General features: G+C 79.1%; 6 protein-coding genes. All 6 read right to left on the bottom strand.

The features are described from left to right. Positions 1-13: 13 nt before the first annotated feature. Genes KPL57_RS42960 through KPL57_RS42930 form a run of 6 tightly spaced genes read right to left on the bottom strand, consistent with a single transcriptional unit; the run spans position 14 to position 17,228 of the window. Positions 14-2,260 carry a class I SAM-dependent methyltransferase gene (locus KPL57_RS42960; protein WP_226356133.1) on the bottom strand — a complete coding sequence of 749 codons (2,247 nt, stop codon included), beginning with the start codon at positions 2,258-2,260 and terminating at the stop codon, positions 14-16. Further along, a complete protein-coding gene (locus tag KPL57_RS42955; RefSeq protein ID WP_226356132.1) occupies positions 2,191-4,416 on the bottom strand; it encodes an ATP-binding cassette domain-containing protein in 2,226 nt (741 codons plus the stop codon). The genes KPL57_RS42960 and KPL57_RS42955 overlap by 70 nt, the downstream gene beginning before the upstream one ends. Beyond that, on the bottom strand, positions 4,413-5,357 hold the full coding sequence (locus KPL57_RS42950) for an ABC transporter permease subunit (RefSeq protein ID WP_226356131.1): 945 nt from the start codon (positions 5,355-5,357) through the stop codon (positions 4,413-4,415). The genes KPL57_RS42955 and KPL57_RS42950 overlap by 4 nt, the downstream gene beginning before the upstream one ends. Continuing rightward, the gene (locus KPL57_RS42945; RefSeq protein ID WP_226356130.1) at positions 5,354-6,856 is read right to left on the bottom strand and encodes an ABC transporter substrate-binding protein; all 1,503 of its coding nucleotides are present in this window, start codon (positions 6,854-6,856) and stop codon (positions 5,354-5,356) included. Before KPL57_RS42945 ends, KPL57_RS42950 begins: the two co-directional genes overlap by 4 nt. After that, entirely contained in the window at positions 6,853-13,206 is a 6,354-nt protein-coding gene (locus tag KPL57_RS42935) for a type I polyketide synthase (protein WP_264198740.1), read from the bottom strand. Before KPL57_RS42935 ends, KPL57_RS42945 begins: the two co-directional genes overlap by 4 nt. Beyond that, the gene (locus KPL57_RS42930; protein WP_226356129.1) at positions 13,203-17,228 is read right to left on the bottom strand and encodes a non-ribosomal peptide synthetase; all 4,026 of its coding nucleotides are present in this window, start codon (positions 17,226-17,228) and stop codon (positions 13,203-13,205) included. The genes KPL57_RS42935 and KPL57_RS42930 overlap by 4 nt, the downstream gene beginning before the upstream one ends. Positions 17,229-17,276: the final 48 nt, after the last annotated feature.

The following is a 17,276-nucleotide window of genomic DNA, read 5'->3' as shown; positions in this document are numbered from 1 at the left end:
CCGGGCGGCGGGCTCACGGCGTCGCCAGGAGCAGCTGCTGCCCCAGCACCCGCAGGTCGTCCGTGCCGTGGGGCAGCGCCGCGACCGGCCGCAGACCGGCGGCGGCGAGCTCGGCCCACCACTCCCGCTCGGTCAGGAAGATCCGGTCGGTGCCGGCGCGCAGGTCCCCGCTGCCGGCGGCGGCCGCGCCCGGACGCGCGGACATGAGGAACTGCATCGACACCAGCGCCGGGAGGTGCTCGCGGGTCGACTCGACCAGGGCGAGCACCCCGCCGGGGGCCAGCACCCCGCGGACGGCGGCGAGCGTCGCGCGGACGTCGACGGCGTTGTGCAGGACGTTCGCCGCGACGACGAGGTCGTGGCGGCCGTCGTGGGCGGCCAGGTCGGTGGTGACGTCGAGCAGCGCGGTCCGCACCCCGGGGAACCGGGTCGCGGCCAGGTCGAGGAAGAACCGGGAGACGTCGGTGAACAGGTAGTCGACCGGCGCCTCCCCCAGGCCGTCGAGGACGGCGCGGGTGCTGCCGCCGACGCCGCCGCCCAGCTCCAGGACGCGCAGCGGCTCCGCCCGGGTCCGTGCGGTGCTCGCGGCGAGGTGGGCCAGCGCCCCGTTGAGGTAGGTGTTGATCGTGTTGTCCTGGTAGCTCGCCAGGGCGGTGGCGATCTCGCCGTCGGGGAACAGCAGCGCCTGCAGCGGCACCTCATCGCGCAGCAGCTCGGGCAGGTGGGCCATGGCGGCGGCGAAGAACTCGACCATCGCGGGCGGGTAGCCCAGGTCGGCGCAGGCCGCGTGCAGCGCGCCGTCCGGCTGCGGTCCGGGGTCGCCGTGCGCGGCGAGCTCGGCCCGCCACCGCCGCACCAGCCACGCGTGCCGCGGGGCGACCTCCGGGTCCCCCGCGTCGAGCACCGAGGCCATGGCACGCAGCGCGACGGCGTCGAGCCGGGCGACCGCGTCGGCGGGGCCCGCGTCGCCGGCCGGTGCGCCGCCGGGCAGCGCGGCCCGGCCCGCGGCGTCGGCCGCGGCGATGTCGTCCGACCCGACGACGGGCAGCAGGGCCGTCGCGTCGGTACCGGTGAGACGCCGCGCGAGCGGCCCGACCCGGCTCCGCACGAACGCGGGGAACGGCTCGTGGGCCCGGCCCGGGCCGGCCAGCCCGGCGGCGGGTCGGGCGGCCGCGGCGGCGGGCCGGGCGACCGCCAGCAGCTCGGGGTCGTCCGGGTCGAGCAGGACGGCGGCGTCGTGACCGGCGAGGTCGGTGCGCAGCCGGGCCGCGGTGACCGCGTGCGGGCCGGGACGCAGCAGCGCGTTGGGGATGCCGCGGATCACGACCGGCTCCGTCCCGGCCAGCGGGTCGCCGGTCCAGTCCAGGACCTCCGGGACCGGATCGGGGCCCGCGTCGACGTGCAGGACGGCGTCGAACCGGTGGCGCGACAGCTCGGTGTCGTCGGTGAGGGTCTTGGCGTGCACGGCGACGGCGATGCGGCGCCCGCCCGCGAGGGCCGCGGTGGCGAGGGCGGCCGGGTCGACCAGCAGCTCGCGGTCCGCCGCGGCGCGGTCGGCGACGGTGCGCGCCAGGGTGTCGTCGTCGAGGTCGGGCTCGGTGGCGGTGACGGTCTCCCGCCAGTGCCGCAGGTGCAGGCCCGCGTGCCGCACGTCGCCGACGACGACCGTCCCCCCGGCCGCGACGACCGCGGTCGCGGTGCGGAGCACCTCGGTCAGGTAGGCGAGGTCGGGGAAGCACTGCGTCACCGAGTTGATCACCACGCAGTCCGGTGCCCGCCCGCCGAGCGCCTCCCGCACGGCGGCCGAGCGGGCCTCGTGCGCGGCGGCCCGCACGACCCTCACCCCGGGCGCGGCGGTGGCGCGGTGCCGGTCGACGACGTCGCCCGCGATGTCGGTGCCGACGTAGGCGTCGACGTGCGGGGCGATCCGCTCCAGCAGCATCCCCGTGCCGCAGCCCAGCTCCAGCACCCGGCGCGGGCGCGCGGCGAGCACGAGCTCGGCCGTGCGGTCGGCCCACTCCCCCATGTGCGCGGCGGGCAGCGGCGCGCCGGTCCCCGAGGCCCGCCAGCCGGCCAGCGGCGACGGGTCGGAGTAGGTCCAGTCGTAGACCTCGGTCCAGTGCTCGCGGTGCTCGACGACGAGGGCGCCGTCCGGCGGGACGAGCGCGGCCGGGTCGACGACGACCCGGGTCAGGTCCTCGCCCCGGGTGATGCGCGCGATCCAGGGGTGGGTCGGGTCGGCGGTGGGTTCGGTGCGCACCGGGCGGTTCCTCTCGGTCCTGTGGCGGGGTCGGGGTGGGTGGGGGTGAGGTCGACGACGTGGTCGGCGCGCTCGGCGAGCGCGCGGTCGTGGGTGGTGGCGAGCACGGCGAGGCCGTCGGCGCGGGCGGCGTCGAGCAGGTCCAGGACGGCGGCCGTGGTCGCCGCGTCCAGTGCGGAGGTGGGCTCGTCGGCGAGCAGTACCGCGGGGCGCACGGCCAGCGCCCGGGCCAGCGCGACCCGTTGCCGCTGCCCGCCCGACAGCGCCGCGGGCCGCCGTCCGGCGACCTCGGGCGGCAGGCCGAGGTCGCCCAGCAGCCGGACCGCCTCGGCGCGGGCGCCGGCGGCGGACAGGCCGTGGAGCCGGCGCAGCGGGCGGGCGACGGCGGCCCCCGCGGTGCGGGCCGGGTTGAGCTCGTGGACGGGGTGCTGCCCGACCAGCGCGACGACGCCCGGGGTGCGGCCGCGTACCGGCCACGGTGTGGCGGCACCGGCCAGTGCGAGGGTGCCCCCGGTGACCGGCCGCACCCCGGCCAGTGCCCGGAGCAGGGTGGTCTTGCCGCAGCCGGACGGCCCGGTGACCACGGTCAGCCCGCCGGGCCGCACGGGCACGTCCACGTCCGCGGCGGCGCCGGGGACGGCCGTGGTGACGTGCCGCGCGTCGAGGACCGGCGCCGCGGTGGGAGACGGCGGTGTTCCGGCCCCGGACGGCGGCGGACCGGCCGGGGACGACGGCGGCGCGGGGGCGCCCACCCGCACGACCCGGTCGGCGACCGTGGCGACGGCCGGGTCGTGGGTGACGACGAGGGTGACGCCGCCGCGGGCGCGCAGCAGCGCGACGACGACGGCGGTCGCGGCGGGGTCGAGGCCCGCGGTGGGCTCGTCGAGCACGAGCAGGGCGGGGTCGCCGGCCAGCGCCCTGGCGAGCGCGACCCGGCGGGCCTGGCCCCCGGAGAGCCGGTCGGGCCGCAGCCCCCCGACGGCCGCCGGGTCGAGGCCGACCGCACGCAGCGCCGCGTCCGGGTCGGGGACGGGCAGCTGGGCCCGGGCGTCGCGCAGCGGGTGCAGCGCCGGGTCCTGCCCCAGCAGCCCGAGTGTGCGTCGTCGCCAGGCGCGCCTCCGGGGCAGCGCAACGCCGTCCCAGCCGACACCGCCCGAGACGGCGCGCAGTCCCCCCGGCAGGGTGCCCAGGACCGCGTGCAGCAGCGTGGTCTTGCCGCTCCCCGACGAGCCGACGACGGCGACGACCTCCCCGGGGTGCGCGTCGAGGTCGGGGCCGTCGAGGACGACGCGCCCGTCGGGGTCGAGGACGCGCAGCCCGCGCACGGTGAGCCCGGGGCCGGGCGGCACCGGGCCGCCGGGGACCCGCGTCGTACCGGCGTGTGCGGGCACGAGCCGCAGCGACACCACGGCCAGCACCGTCGCGACGGCACCGAGCGCGACGGCCGGGGCGAGCACCGCGGCCGGGTTCACCGTCAGCCCGGGCAGGTTCTCCCGCAGCATCACCGCCCAGTCCGGGGCCGGCGGCGGCGGGCCGAACCCGAGCACCGAGGTGGCCGCGGCCAGCTGCAGCGCGAGCACGGCGCGGCCGGCGAGGTCGGCGGCCACCAGGGGTGCGTGCGCGGGCAGCACCTCGCGGACCAGCACCGCGACCGGGCGTTCGCCGTGGACGAGTGCGGCCTCGACGTGGCCCGCGGTGCGGGCCCGGGCGGTGGCGTCGGCGACGACCCGGACGGTGAGCGGCGCGCCGCCGACGACGGTGCCGACGACCACCGCGGCCGGCCCGGGCAGCGTCACCGCGGCGACCAGGACGAGCAGCAGCAGCGGCACCGCGACCAGCAGGTCGCTCAGCGCGGTGACGGCGCGCGCGCGGCGCCCGCCGGTCCACCCCACCCACAGCCCTCCCGCGGTGCCGATCGCCGTGGCGAGCAGGGCGGCGGCCACCGCCGTCGTGACCGGTCCGGTGCCGCCGTCGAGCACCCGGGCGAGCACGTCGCGGCCCAGGACGTCGGCGCCCCACGGCAGGCCGGGCCGCGGCGGGGACCACGGCGCGGCGACGACCCGCAGCGGGTCGCCACCGGCGAGCGGACCCGCGACGGGCAGCGCGACCAGCAGGCCGAGCAGCAACCCTCCGGGCAGGAGCACGGCGCGCCTCACGGGCGGCCCACCGCGGCGGCGACGAGGTCGGCGACCAGCATCCCCGCGACCACCACGGACGCGGCGAGCAGCGCCACCGCCGAGACCACCGGCAGGTCACGGGTGGCGACGGCGCCCACGAGCAGCTCCCCGAGCCCGGCGACCCCGAACAGCGTCTCGACGACGGTGCTGCCCGCGACCAGCGAGCCCGCGGTCACCGCGAGCACGCGCAGGGCGGGGGCCGCGACGAAGGGGCCCGCGTAGCGCAGGGCCACGACCGGCGCGGGGACCCCGCGCAGCACGGCGTCGCGCACGAACGGCCGGGCTGCGACGTCCTCGACGACCCCGCGCAGCTGGCCCGCGGCGAACGCGCCCGACGGCAGCGCGAGCGCGAGGACGGGCAGGACGAGCAGGTCGGGCCGGGCCCATGCGGGCTCACCGGGCGGCAGCAGCGACACCGGCGGGACCCAGCCCAGGACGCCGGACAGCAGCGTCGCGAGCCCGACCGCGACCACGACCGGGGGCACCGCGGAGCCGACCGCGGCGACGGCGGCGCCGCGCCGGCGGGCGAGCAGCGCGGCGAGCGGCACGGCCACGACCAGGGCCGCGACCACCAGCACGGCGGTGGTCCCGGCCCGTCCGGCGACGAGGTCGGCGACCGGACGGCCGCTGACCAGCGACCGTCCGGGGTCCCCGGTGAGCAGGCCGGCGCCCCAGGTCAGGAACCGGGCGGGCCACGGCCGGTCCAGGCCCGCCGCGGCGCGCAGCTCCGCGAGCGCGGCCGGGTCGACCCGGCCGCCCGCCCGGACCGTCACGGCGTCGGCGGGCAGGACCGCGGTGGCGGCGGAGACCACCACCGCGGACCCGGCGAGCAGCCCGGCGGCCCGAAGGACGGCGCGGGCCGCCGCACGGGTCACCGCCCGCCTGCGGTCCGGCGCCCGGCCGGGTCGGACGTCGGTCATCGGTCGCGGTGCACCCGGTCGAGGAAACCGGCGCCGAACCCGATCGCCGGGGACACCCCGGTCACCCCGGGCGCGGCGAGGTCGAGCCGGTCACCGACGCCCCACACGAGGTAGCCGCCCTCGTCGCGCAGGCGGGTCTGCAGGGCACCGAGCCCGGCGCGGCGCCGCTCGGTGTCCGGCTCGGCCAGCGCGGTGGCGAGCTGGGCGTTCCACGACGGGTCCGCCCAGGCGGTCTCGTTGGTCGGCGAGCCGGGGGTCAGCGCCACCCGCACGACGTCGAGGAAGGGGATGCCGCCGAGGAAGCTGACGTAGAACGGCTCGGCGCCGTAGACGGTGCTGAAGTAGGTGTCCGGCGGGCCGACCTCGATGCGTGCCCGCACCCCGATCTCGGCGAGCTGCTGGGACAGCAGGGTCGCCGCGGTGTCCATGCCCGGGTAGGCGGTGGTGGTGTGCAGCGTGACGTCGACGCCGCCGACCAGCCCGGCCTGCGCCATCAGCGCGCGGGCGCGGGGCACGTCGCGCTCGATCTGCGGGAGGTCGCGCGGGCTGCTCGGGTCGGTGGGGGTGATCAGGTCGTTGCCCAGCTGGCCCTTGCCGCCGAACACGGCGTCGAGCAGCTGGCGCCGGTCGACGCCGAGCCGGATCGCCTCGCGGACCCGGGGGTCGGAGAAGGGCGCGGTGTCGGTGCGCATGACCAGCGGGTACATCGTCGCGCCGGGCTTGCGGACGACCGTCAGCCCGGCGGCGGCCCCCTGGTCGGCGGCCGTGGGCGGAACGCTGCCGGCGAGGTCGGCCTCGCCGGACAGCACGGCCTGGGCGCGGGCCTGCGGGTCGGCCAGCGCCCGGACCTCGATCACCCGGCTCGGCGGGCGCGGCCCCCACCAGGCGTCGTTGCGTTCGAACACGGTGGTCTGGGCGTCGGAGCGGACCGGCCGGAACGGTCCGGAGCCCGGGACGAGGCCGGAGGTGAAGTCGGTGCTGCCCTCGGGCACCACGAAGGTGGCGCCCATCAGCGCGGTCCCGACCTCGGCGTAGGGCGCGCGGGTGACCAGCGTGAGGGTGGTGTCGTCGGTGGCGCGCGACGCGGCGAGGTCGAACATCGCCGTCCGGCCGAAGTTCTCCGCCGACTTCGACGCCATCCGTCGCAGCGAGAACAGCGCGTCCGCGGCCCGGACCTTCGCGCCGGTCGTGAACACGGCGTCGTCGCGCAGGCGGACGGTCCAGCGGGTCAGGGTGGGGTCCGGGGTCCACGACGTCGCCAGCCGGGGCTGCGGGGAGCCGTCGTCGCCGGGGACGGTGAGCACGTCGTAGGTCAGTGCCATCCGCACGATGTCGCTCTCGGCGGGCAGCATCCCGTGCGGGTCGTCCACGGCCGCCCCGCCGGAGCCGGGTGCGACGTAGCGGACCGTGTCCGCCGGACCGGCGGCGGTGGGTGCCGGGGCCGCGCAGCCGGCGAGGACGGCGCAGGCCAGCAGGCCCGCGGTGAGCAGTCGTCTCATGCGATCCGTTCCAGGAGTGCGAGCAGCGCCGCGTCGATCGCGGCGCCGACGTCGGGGAGGGCGGGCCGGTGCAGCACGCCGTAGTGGTGGGCGTCGACGCCGACGGTGTGCAGCGGGCCGGCGAGGTGCGCCGACCAGCCGAGGTCGGGCCCGGCACCGGGTGGGGTGTCGTCGACGCCCATGCCGATGCCGGAGTTGCGGGGCGCCCGCCGCTCGGCGCGGACCAGGACGGTCGCGGTGCCGGTGGCGTCGAGTCGCTGCGCCCGGTGGGCGGCCAGCGCCCGCAGGTGCCGGGCCGTCACCGCGAGCCGCCCGACGACCGCCGCGTCCGGTTCGGCCCGGCCCAGCAGGCCGTGGTCACGCAGCCGGTCCGCGACGGCCGCGACGAGGTCGGGCGGGGCGCCGGGGCCGGTGAGGCCGTCGGCGTCGAGGTCCGCCCCGAGGAAGGCCTCCAGCGCCCGCAGGTGCCGGACGGCGACGGCGCGGTCGAGCTCGGCCCCGGTGCCGGGGACCGGCCGGATGTGCGCCGGGTCGTTGGAGTCGACCATGACCAGGAGCGGGACGGACTCCCCCGCCGCCGTCAGCTGGACGGCCATCTCCTGGGCGAGCGTACCGCCCATCGACCAGCCGCCCAGCAGCCACGGCCCGCGCCGTCCGGCGGCGCGCAGCGCGGCCAGGTGGGCGGCCGCGAGGGCGGGCACCGTCTCCGGCGCGTCGGCGTGCGGCGCCGGGAGCGACAGGTGGGGGTCGGCGACGGCGAGCACGTCGAACCGGCGGTCGATCATCCGGGACAGCTCGACGTAGCAGAGCACGTCCCCGCCGGAGGGGTGGACGAGCACGAGCGCGGGCCGGTCCGGGTCGTCCCCGCCGCGCAGCGGGATCACCGCGTCCGCCACGTCCGCACGCACCGTCGCCGGAGCCACCGGAGCCTGGGAAGGGGCCGGGGCCGCCGGGTCGGGGTCGGCGGCCGGTCCCCAGGCCGCCGGGTCGGTGGCCAGCAGGCGTACCCGCTCGGCGTGCCGGGCGGTGACGGCGTCCAGCTCGTCGTCGGGCAGGACGCCCTCGGGGCCGTCCCACTGCAGCCGCAGCTCGCCCGCGACCTCGACGACCTGGTGGTCCAGCCACACCTGCGGGGTGGAGGACAGCGCGGCGACCTGCTCGCCGATCCACTCCAGGGACCGGTCGTCGTCGAGGCCGAGCGCGCTGGTGAACACCACGGGCACCCGGTGCACCGCGCCGGTGCGGGCGGAGCGTTCGGCCAGCACGTCGAGCGCGGAGGCCGCGCGGTGGTCGAGCTCGTCGAACAGCCGGGCCTGGGTGGCGGCGGCGCGCTCGGCGAACACCGGGTGCGGGGTCTCCGGCGTGCTGTGCAGGACCAGCGAGGTGAAGTCCCCGACGACGCCCGCGGTGCCCGGCGGGCGGTCGAAGAGCGTGAGGAGCACGCCGAACCCGCCCGCACCCGCCCACTCGGCGAGCACGTCGGTGAACGCGGTGAGCAGCACCGCGGTCGGGGTGACGCGGTGGCGGGCGGCCTGCGCGCGCAGCGCCGCATGGTCCGCCGGGGCGATCCGGTGGACCCGGCGGCGGAACCGCGGCGGCCGTCCGCCCGGTGACGCCGGTGTCCGGACCGGGAGCGCGGGCGGGCCGGGGACCGGCCGTCCACGCCACCAGTCCGCGGCGGCACGGCCCTCCGGCCCGGCGGTGCGCGCGGCCAGCGCGGCGGTGCACGCCGCCGGGTGGGTACCCGGCGGCGGGGGCAGCGACGGCGGCGCCTGCGGGTCGGCGGCGTCGGCGTAGGCGGCCCGCCACTCGTCCTCCACGATCCACCAGGACGCGGCGTCGCACACCAGCACGTCGACGCCGATCAGGACCCGTACCCGGCCCGCGGGGAGCAGGGCCGCCTGGATCGTCACCAGGGGCCAGCGGTCCGGCGGGCCGGGCCGGGTCGAGATCCGCTCGCGCAGCGACGCGAGCCGCGACTCCCGCCGCTCGGGGTCGGCGCCGGTGAGGTCGTGCACGCGGATCCGGTAGTGCGGGACGTCGTCGAGGACGCGGAAGCGGCCGTCGGCGGTGGCGACCGCGCGCAGCATGGGGTGCCGGGCGACGACGACGTTCCAGGCGGCCTCCAGCCGGGGCAGGTCGAGCCCGTCCGCGTCGTACTCCAGGTAGAAGTAGCAGGGCACGCCGCCGTCGTCGTAGCCGCCGTCGCGGCCGACCCGGTAGGCGTGCTGGACCCGGGTCATCGGGAACGTCCCGTCGGCGGCGACACCGTCCGGCTCCGCCGCGACCGGGCCGGGGGCCGCGGGGGCGGCCGCTCCCCCGGTCAGCAGGGCCGCCAGCCCGGCGACGGTGGGGGCGGCGAGCAGGTCGCGCAGGGCGAGCGCGACGCCGTGGCGGTCGTGCAGGGCCGCGAGCATCCGCGTCGCGAGCAGCGAGTGCCCGCCGAGGGCGAAGAAGTCGTCCTGTGGGTCGGTGACCGGGGTGCCGAACAGCTCGCCCCACAGGGCCGCGACCTCCCCCTCGACCCCGTCGAGGGCGGGGCCCGTGGGTGCGGACGCGGCCCGGGGCCGACCGGCCGCGGCGATCCGGGGAGCCAGGGGCGAGGCGGTCACCGCCAGCTCGTCGACGGCGGGCAGGGCGAGTACCCGGTCGAGCGCGTCGCCGCCGGTGGTCGCGTCGAGCGCGGCCGACGCGGTCGCGCCCGTCCCGACGCTCCAGCCGTCCCAGTGCACGGCCTGCCATCCCGGCCCGGCGACGGCGGCCAGCGCGGCGTTGGCCGCGGCGTAGGCCCCGGTGCCGACGCCGCCGAGCAGCGTCGCGACCGAGGACATCAGCAGCACGCGGGACGGGCGCCGGTCGGCGGGCAGCGCCGTGACCGCCCGGTGCAGGGCCAGTGCCCCGCCGAGCTTGGCGTCGAGGTGGGCGCGGACCCGGCCGGCGTCGAGCTCGCGGAGCGGGTCCAGCTCGGCACCGGCGAGCACCCCGGCCGCGTGGACGACGACCGACAGCGGCCCGTCGCCGGCCAGCTCGGTGAGCAGGGCCGTCGTCGCGGCGGGGTCGGTGGCGTCGACGGCGCGGCTGCCGTCCCGCCCGGTGCGGGAGGTGACGACCACGCGGTGCCCGGCCGCGGCGAGGCGGCGGGCGACGACCTGCCCGACCGCGCCCGCGCCGCCGAGGACGACCGCCGTCCCCGGTGCGGGGGCGGCCGTGGGGTCCGGTTCGGCGTCCCAGCCGCGCAGGGCGAGCCGCCAGCGGGTGCCGCCGCGCCAGGCGGTCACCGCACCGGTGCCACCGGCGGCCAGGGCGGCGGCCTCGGCCAGGACGAGCCCGGCCTCCCGGTCGGTCCCGGACCCCGGTCCGGTGTCGGGGTCGGGCTGCGCGCCGAGGTCGGTGGTGGCCCAGACCAGGCCGGGCCGTTCCTGCCCGAGCACCCGCGGCAGCGCGCGCATTGCGGCCGCGGCGGGGTCGGCCGGGCCGTCGGCGGCGATCCGGGCGCCGCCGCGGGTCACCAGCAGCAGCCGCGGCGCGTCGTCGTCGGACAGGTCGGCGGCGCGGGCCCCGAACCCGGCCACGGCCGTCGCGGGATCGGCGCCCGGGTCCGGGCCGACGACGATGACGTCCGGGCCGGGGATGAGCCGCTCCCGCAGGGTGTCGGCGAGCGGGCCGTCCCCGAGCACGGTCCATCCGCCGTCCGGCCGGCCGGTCACCGGGGCGACCGGCTCCCAGGTGAGGATCTGCAGCGGTTCGTCGGGGGCGGTGCCGGTGGCCGGCTCGGGCGGGTCGATCCAGTGCCGGGACCGGGTGAAGGCGTAGCCGGGCAACACGACGCGGTGGCGTCCGGACCCGGCCGGGGCGCCCGGGTCGACCGGGACGCCGTGTGCCCACAGCCGTCCCAGCGCGGCGCGGGCCGCGGCGGTGTCGTCCGGCCCGGTGTCGCCCGGCCCGGCGTCGAGCAGCGGCACGGTCGCGACGACCCCCGCCGCCCCGGCGGCGAGCCGGGACAGCGCGGTGCCCGGCCCCACCTCGACGACGACGGCGGGCCCCTCCCCGACGGCGGCCGCCAGGGCGTCGGCGAACCGCACCGGGCGGCGCAGCTGCTCGGCCCAGTGCCGTGCGGTGCCCAGCTCGGCACCCGCGAGCCGGCCGGTGACGGTGCTCGCGACCGGGATCCGCGGCGCGGTGCCGGCCAGTCCGGCGAGCGCGGCCTCCAGTCCGGCCTGCTCGGCGTCCATCGCCCGGGAGTGCATGGCGGCGGCCACGGCGAGCGGGGCGTGGGCGACGCCGTCGGCGGCGAGGGCGGCGGCGAACGCGGCCACGTCCGCGGCGGGGCCGGACACCACGCACGCCGACGGGCCGTTGACCACGGCGAGGTCCAGTGCACGGGGCAGCCGGGCCACGAGCGCGTCCTCGGACAGGCCGACCGCGAGCATCGCTCCGCCGCCCGCGGCGCGGGACGCGGCGAGGCAGCGGGCCGCGACGAGCCGGGCGGCGTCGGGCAGCGCGAGCGCGCCGCCGACGGTGGCGGCGACGCACTCGCCGAGGCTGTGCCCGACCAGCGCGTCCGGGTGGGCACCCCAGCTCTGCAGCAGCCGGGCCGCACCGACCGACACCGCGAACAGCGCGGGCAGCCCGAACGCGGGGTCGGCGACCCGGTCGGCGGGCCCGTCCGGGTCCAGCGCGTCGGTGACGTCGGCACCCAGGTGCGGGGCGAGCAGCACGGCGACCTCGTCGAACGCGGCGGCGAAGACCGGTTCGTCGCGGTGCAGCCCGGCCGCCATCCCCGGCCGGGGGCTGCCGGCGCCGGGGAGGGCGAACACCAGGCGGGGGGTGCCGGCGTGGACCGGTGCGGCCGCGGCCAGCGCGGCGGGCCCGACGGCGGTGACCCGGTGGGGCAGCGCGAGCCGCCCGCGGGCGAGGGTGTGCGCGGCGTCGGCGGCCCCCACCCCGGACGTGCCCGGGGTCAGCAGGACGGCGGCCACCCGCGCGGCGGTCGCCCGGGCGGCCTCGGCGGTTGCGGCGGACACGCACAGCAGCTGCGGCCGGGAGTCGTCGGCGGCCGAGGCCCGCTGCGGGGCCGGACCGAGGACGACGTGGGCGTTGGTGCCGCCGATGCCGAACGAGCTGACACCGGCGTGCACGGGTCCGGTCCACGGCGCGGAGACCGCGGGGAGCCGGAACCGGGACCCGTCCAGGCGCAGCGCCGGGTTCGCCGGTTCCGCGTGCAGCGTGGCGGGGACCCTCCGGTGCGCCACCGCCAGCACGGCCTTGATCAGCGACGCGACGCCCGCCGCGGAGTTGGTGTGGCCGATGTTGCCCTTCACCGAGCCGAGCGCGCACGGCTCACCGGCGTCGCCGAGCACCCGGCGCAGCGCGGTGACCTCGACCGGGTCGCCGAGCGGTGTCGCGGTGCCGTGCGCCTCGACCAGTCCGATGTCGGCGGGGCCGAGCCCGGCGACGGCGAGCGCCTCGGCGACGACCCGGGCCTGGCCGCGTACCGACGGGGCGGTGAACCCGGCCTTGTCGGCGCCGTCGTTGTTGACCGCGGTGCCGTGCACGACGGCGTGGACCACGTCGCCGGAGGCGAGCGCGTCGGACAGCCTGCGAAGCACCACGACGCCGACGCCCTGGGTGTAGACGATCCCGCTGCCCGCGGCGCCGAAGGGCCGCACGTGCCCGTCGGCGGAGAAGATCCCGCCGGGCACGTGCACGTAGCCGCGGCCCTGCGGCACGATCAGCGACACCCCACCGGCGAGCGCGGTGTCGGACTCCCCGCTCAGCAGCGACTGCACGGCCAGGTGCACCGCGACCAGCGAGGTCGAGCAGCTCGTCGACACCGCCACGGCCGGCCCGGACAGTCCGAGCCGGAAGGCCGTCTGCAACGGCAGGTAGTCCGGCTGGGTCGCCATGGCGGTGGCGAGGCTCCCGAGCGGGTCCGGGCCCGCGCCGGTGGGGTCCCACCGGTCGGCGAGGTTGGAGGCCAGGTAGCTCGACTGCATCGACCCGGCGAACACCCCGACCGCTCCGGCGTCCCGGGCGCCGCCGTGCCCGGCGTGGTCCAGGGCGTGCCAGGCGGTCTGGAGGAACAGGCGCTGCTGGGGGTCGAGCAGGTCGGCCTCGGCACCGGTCAGCCCGAACGGGGCCGGGTCGAAGCGGTCCTGGTCGGTGAGGATCCCGGCGACGGGGACGTAGCCGGGCCGCTCGCGCAGGGCGCGCGGCACCCCGCCCGGGTCGACCCGGGTGAGGCCCTCGCGGCCGTCGACGAGCAGCTGCCAGAAGGCGTCGAGGTCGTCGGCCCCGGAGAACCGGCACGCCATGCCGACGACGGCGACGGGCTCGTGCGTGTCGCTCATCCGGCCACCGCCACGGCGCGGGCGCGGGCGGCGCGGCGTCCGGCGGCGCGGCCGCCGCCGGGCTCCGGGGCCGGTGGGTCCGGCACCGGTGGGGCTGCGCCGGCCCCGGTCGGCGCCGTCGGGGTCGGGGTCGGGGTCGCGGTGAGGTGCCGGGCGAGGTCGCGGACGGTGGGGTGGGCGAACAGGTCGACGACGGTGAGCTGCGGGTCCAGCTCGACCAGCCTCCGGTGGGCCAGGACCAGGGTCAGCGAGGACGCACCGAGCTGGAAGAACGGGGTGCCCACCTCGACCGGTCCGCCGAGCAGGTCGCTGAACACCCGCGCGACGGTCCGCTCGACGAGCGGGTCCGGGGCTCCCGTGGCCGCGGGCGGGGAGGCCGGTGCGGGAGGCGCGGCCGGGGTCGCCGGCGTCGGGGTCGGGGTCGCCGGGGTCGGGGCGGTGGACAGGGCCGGGGCCGTCACCACGAGCTCGACGAGCCCCTCGGCGGGTGTCCGTTCGGCGACGGTCGCGCCGTGGGTGTGGAGCTCGGCGCGCAGCCACTGGACCCACGGCGCGGCGACGGCGAGCGCGTCGACGGGACCGATGCCGTCGCACCCGACGGTCAGCCGCAGCTCGATGCCCTGCGGCGGGATCGCGGGCCATCCGGGGGCCGCGTGCGCCCGACCGCCCGCCGCGGTGACCACGGCCGGTTCCGCCCCGGTCGACGCGACCGCGGGCGCGGGGGCCGGCACCCCGGTGACGGGGGTGGGGGTGGCCGCCGCGGCCGGGGGCACCGGAGCGGCCGGGGGCACCGGGGCGGCCGGCCCGGACCGGGCCGCGAACGGGTTCGGCAGGGCCCCGTGGTCGACCTTGCCGTTGGCGGTGATCGGCAGCTCCGCCAGCACGACGAAGCGGTTGGGCACCATGTACGGCGGCAGCGCCGCGCGCAGCGCGGCGGCCAGCTCGCCGTCGCCGGGCGGGGTCGCCGGGTCCGCGGGCACCACGAACGCGACGAGGCGGGGCCGGTCGTCCGGGCCGCGGACCGCCTGGGCGACGGCGTGGCGGACCGCGGGCAGCCGGTCCAGGGTCGCCTCCAGCTCCCCCAGCTCGATCCGGTGACCGCGGATCTTCACCTGCCGGTCGGTGCGGCCGAGGAACTCGATGGTGCCGTCCGGGCGCCACCGTCCGAGGTCACCGGTCCGGTAGACGCGGGTGCCGGTGGTCGGGTGCACGGCGAAGCGGGCCGCGGTCTGGTCGGGGTCGCCGACGTAGCCCTCGGCGAGCCCGTCGCCGCCGATGAACAGCTCCCCGGGCCGGCCCACCGGGCAGGGCCTGCCGTCGTCGGGGTCGAGGACGTGGAAGCTCTGGCCGCCCAGTGCGCGGCCGTAGGGGATGCTCGGCCAGGCCGGGTCGACCTCGTCGACCGGGTAGGAGATCGACCAGATCGACGCCTCGGTGGCGCCGCCGAGACCGACCACCCGTGCCTGCGGGGCGAGTGCGCGCAGCCGGTCGGGCAGGGTCACCGGGATCCAGTCGGCGGACAGGAAGACCTGGCGCAGCGACGCCAGCGCGCGCCGCGTCGCGTCGGGCTCGATCTCGGCGTACTCGACGAGCATCTCCAACAGCGCGGGCGCGGTGTTCCACACGGTCACGCGGTGGGCCGCCATGAGGTCCAGCCAGTGGCCGGGGTCCCGCTGCCGGTCGGCGTCGGGCAGCACGACCCCGCCGCCGGCGCCGAGCACCGAGAACACGTCGTAGACCGACAGGTCGAAGCTGTACGCCGACAGCGCGAGCACCCGGTCGTCCGCGCGCAGCGGGTAGCGGGCCTCGAGGTCGTCGAGGGTGGTGCGGGCCGCGCGGTGGGCGATCCCGACGCCCTTCGGGGTGCCGGTCGACCCGGAGGTGAAGATCGCGTAGGCGAGGTCGCCCGGGTCGGGACGGCGCGGGGTCGCGGCGTCGCCGTCGAGGACCCCGTCGGCGTCGAGGACGTGGGTGCGCACCCCGTCGGGCCATGCGGTGGTGTCCCCCGGCGCGACGAGTGCGTGCCGCAGGCCGGAGCGGGCGCAGACCGAGGCGATCCGTGCGGCGGGCCACGACGGCTCGACCGGGACGTAGCCCGCGCCGCTCGCGAGGACCCCGAGCAGGGCGGTGACCTGCGCGGTCCCCTTGTCCACACAGACCGCGACCAGCTCGCCCGGCCCGGCACCGAGGCCGGCGAGCGCGGCGCCGGTGCGGTCCGCGCGGGCGGCGAGCACGTCGGCGGCGACGCAGCCGCGGGCGTCGAGCAGCGCGGGGCGGCCCGGCCGGACCGCGGCGCGCCAGGGGTCGTCGAGGAGCGGGCCGTACGCGGTGAACGGGTTCGGTCCGACCGGCCCGGCCGCGGCCGTCGACGGGTCGTGCCCCAGGGTGGGGTCGGTCCAGGCGCCGGGCTCGTCGGCGAGCCGGCGCAGCAGCGTGCGGTGGGCGTCGCGCAGCCCGGGCACGAACCCGGCGGGCAGGGTGTCCGCCCGCAGGTCCCAGTGCACCCGGAGCACGCCGCCCGCGTCGTGGACGATGTGGTCGAGCAGCACCTGCGGGGTCTGGGAGATCCCGAAGACCTCCTCCCCCAGCCAGTCCGTGGCCGCCGGGCCGTCCCCGGTGAGCCCCAGTCCGCTGGTGAACACCACCGGGTGCGCGGGGGCGGGCAGCCCGGTGCGCGGGTCGCGCGGCCCGGCGGTGCCCGCGGTGACCTCGACCCCGGGCACCGAGCGGTGCTCCAGGTCGGCCCAGAACCGCCGGTTGACGCGCTCGGCGAACCCGGCGAAGCCGTCCCAGGCCCGCAGGTCCGGCGGCTCGACGGCGACCAGCACGGTGCTGGTGAAGTCGCCGACCACCCGGTCCAGGCCCGGGGTGTCGTCACCGGCGGCGACGTCGTCGCGGTCGAACAGAGTGGTGTTGAGGGCGAAGGGCTCCTCGGCGCCGAAGCGGTGGAGCACGAACGCGAACGCGGCGAGCAGCGCGCCGGTCGGGCTGAGCCCGTGCCGGGCCGCGGCGGCGCGCAGCCGGCTCCACGCGTCGGTGTCGAGGACGACGGTGTGCCGGGTCATCCGGGGTGCCGGGTCGCCGGGCGGGTCGGTCCACGGCAGCCCCGTCCACGGCAGGGCGGGTCCGGCGGGCAGCGGTGCGCGGTCCGCCCAGTAGGCGCGGTCGCGGTCGCGGCGCGCCCGCTCGGCGGGATCGGTTGTCGTCCGCGCGGTGAGGGCCGCGAAGGTCGTCGGCAGCGGCGGAAGCGCGACGTCCGGGTCGGCGACGACCTCGCCCCACTCCCGCATCAGCACCATCCAGCTCGTGAGGTCGAGCGCGAGCACGTCGATGCCGATGTGCAGGCGGGTGCGCCCGTCCGGGAGCAGCGCGGCCCGCAGGTCGTGCAGCGGCCACGTCCCCGGCTCGCGCACCTGGTGCGAGCACTCCTCGCGCAGCGCGCCCAGCCGGGCGTCGGGGTCGGGGTCGGTGTGCAGGTCGGCCGTGGCGATCCGCGTCGCGGGGACCTCGGGGAGCACGCGCTGGCGGCCGTCGTCGCCGACGACCATCCGCAGCATCGGGTGCCGGCGCACGAGGACGTCCCAGGCGGCCGCGAGGCGGTCGAGGTCGGCGTGCGGGTCGCCGTCGGGAACCCGGTCGAACTCCTGGTACCAGAACGTCGCGACCCCGCCGAGCGGGAACGCCGGGTCCCGGCCGACCAGGTAGGCGCTCTGCACGGCGGTCAGCGGGAACGGGGTGCCGTCCGGCGGCGACGCCGGTGCGGCGGTCCCGGCGGTCGGCGGGTCCGCCGCGGGAGCGGGCTCGCCGGCGGCCGTCCCGGCCACCGTGCGTGCGGTCGCGCCACCGAGGAAGTCCGGCAGCGGCAGGCTGAGCCCGGTCTCCTCGCGCAGCCGCCGGCGCAGCCGTACGGCGGTGAAGGAGTCGAGGCCCAGCTCGGTCAGCGGCACGTCCGGTGGGAGCTGGTCGGGCCGGTCCAGCACCTCCGCGAGGCAGGCGAGGACGTCGTCGAGCCGGACCGTCATGCGGTTGTCCCTTCCGGGTACGGGAGTTCGGGGCAGTGGCGCACGCGT

This window comes from Pseudonocardia sp. ICBG601 (genome assembly GCF_020496245.1).
Note: the sequence above shows the minus strand (reverse complement) of the source record. Positions and strands in the feature narration are given on the sequence as shown.

Bases quoted from the DNA above. Each gene is read 5' to 3' on its own strand.
- KPL57_RS42945 (WP_226356130.1), bottom strand. From the start codon at position 6,856: ATGAGACGACTGCTCACCGCGGGCCTGCTGGCCTGCGCCGTCCTCGCC.
- KPL57_RS42935 (WP_264198740.1), bottom strand. From the start codon at position 13,206: ATGAGCGACACGCACGAGCCCGTCGCCGTCGTCGGCATGGCGTGCCGG.
- KPL57_RS42930 (WP_226356129.1), bottom strand. From the start codon at position 17,228: ATGACGGTCCGGCTCGACGACGTCCTCGCCTGCCTCGCGGAGGTGCTG.
- KPL57_RS42950 (WP_226356131.1), bottom strand. From the start codon at position 5,357: ATGACCGACGTCCGACCCGGCCGGGCGCCGGACCGCAGGCGGGCGGTG.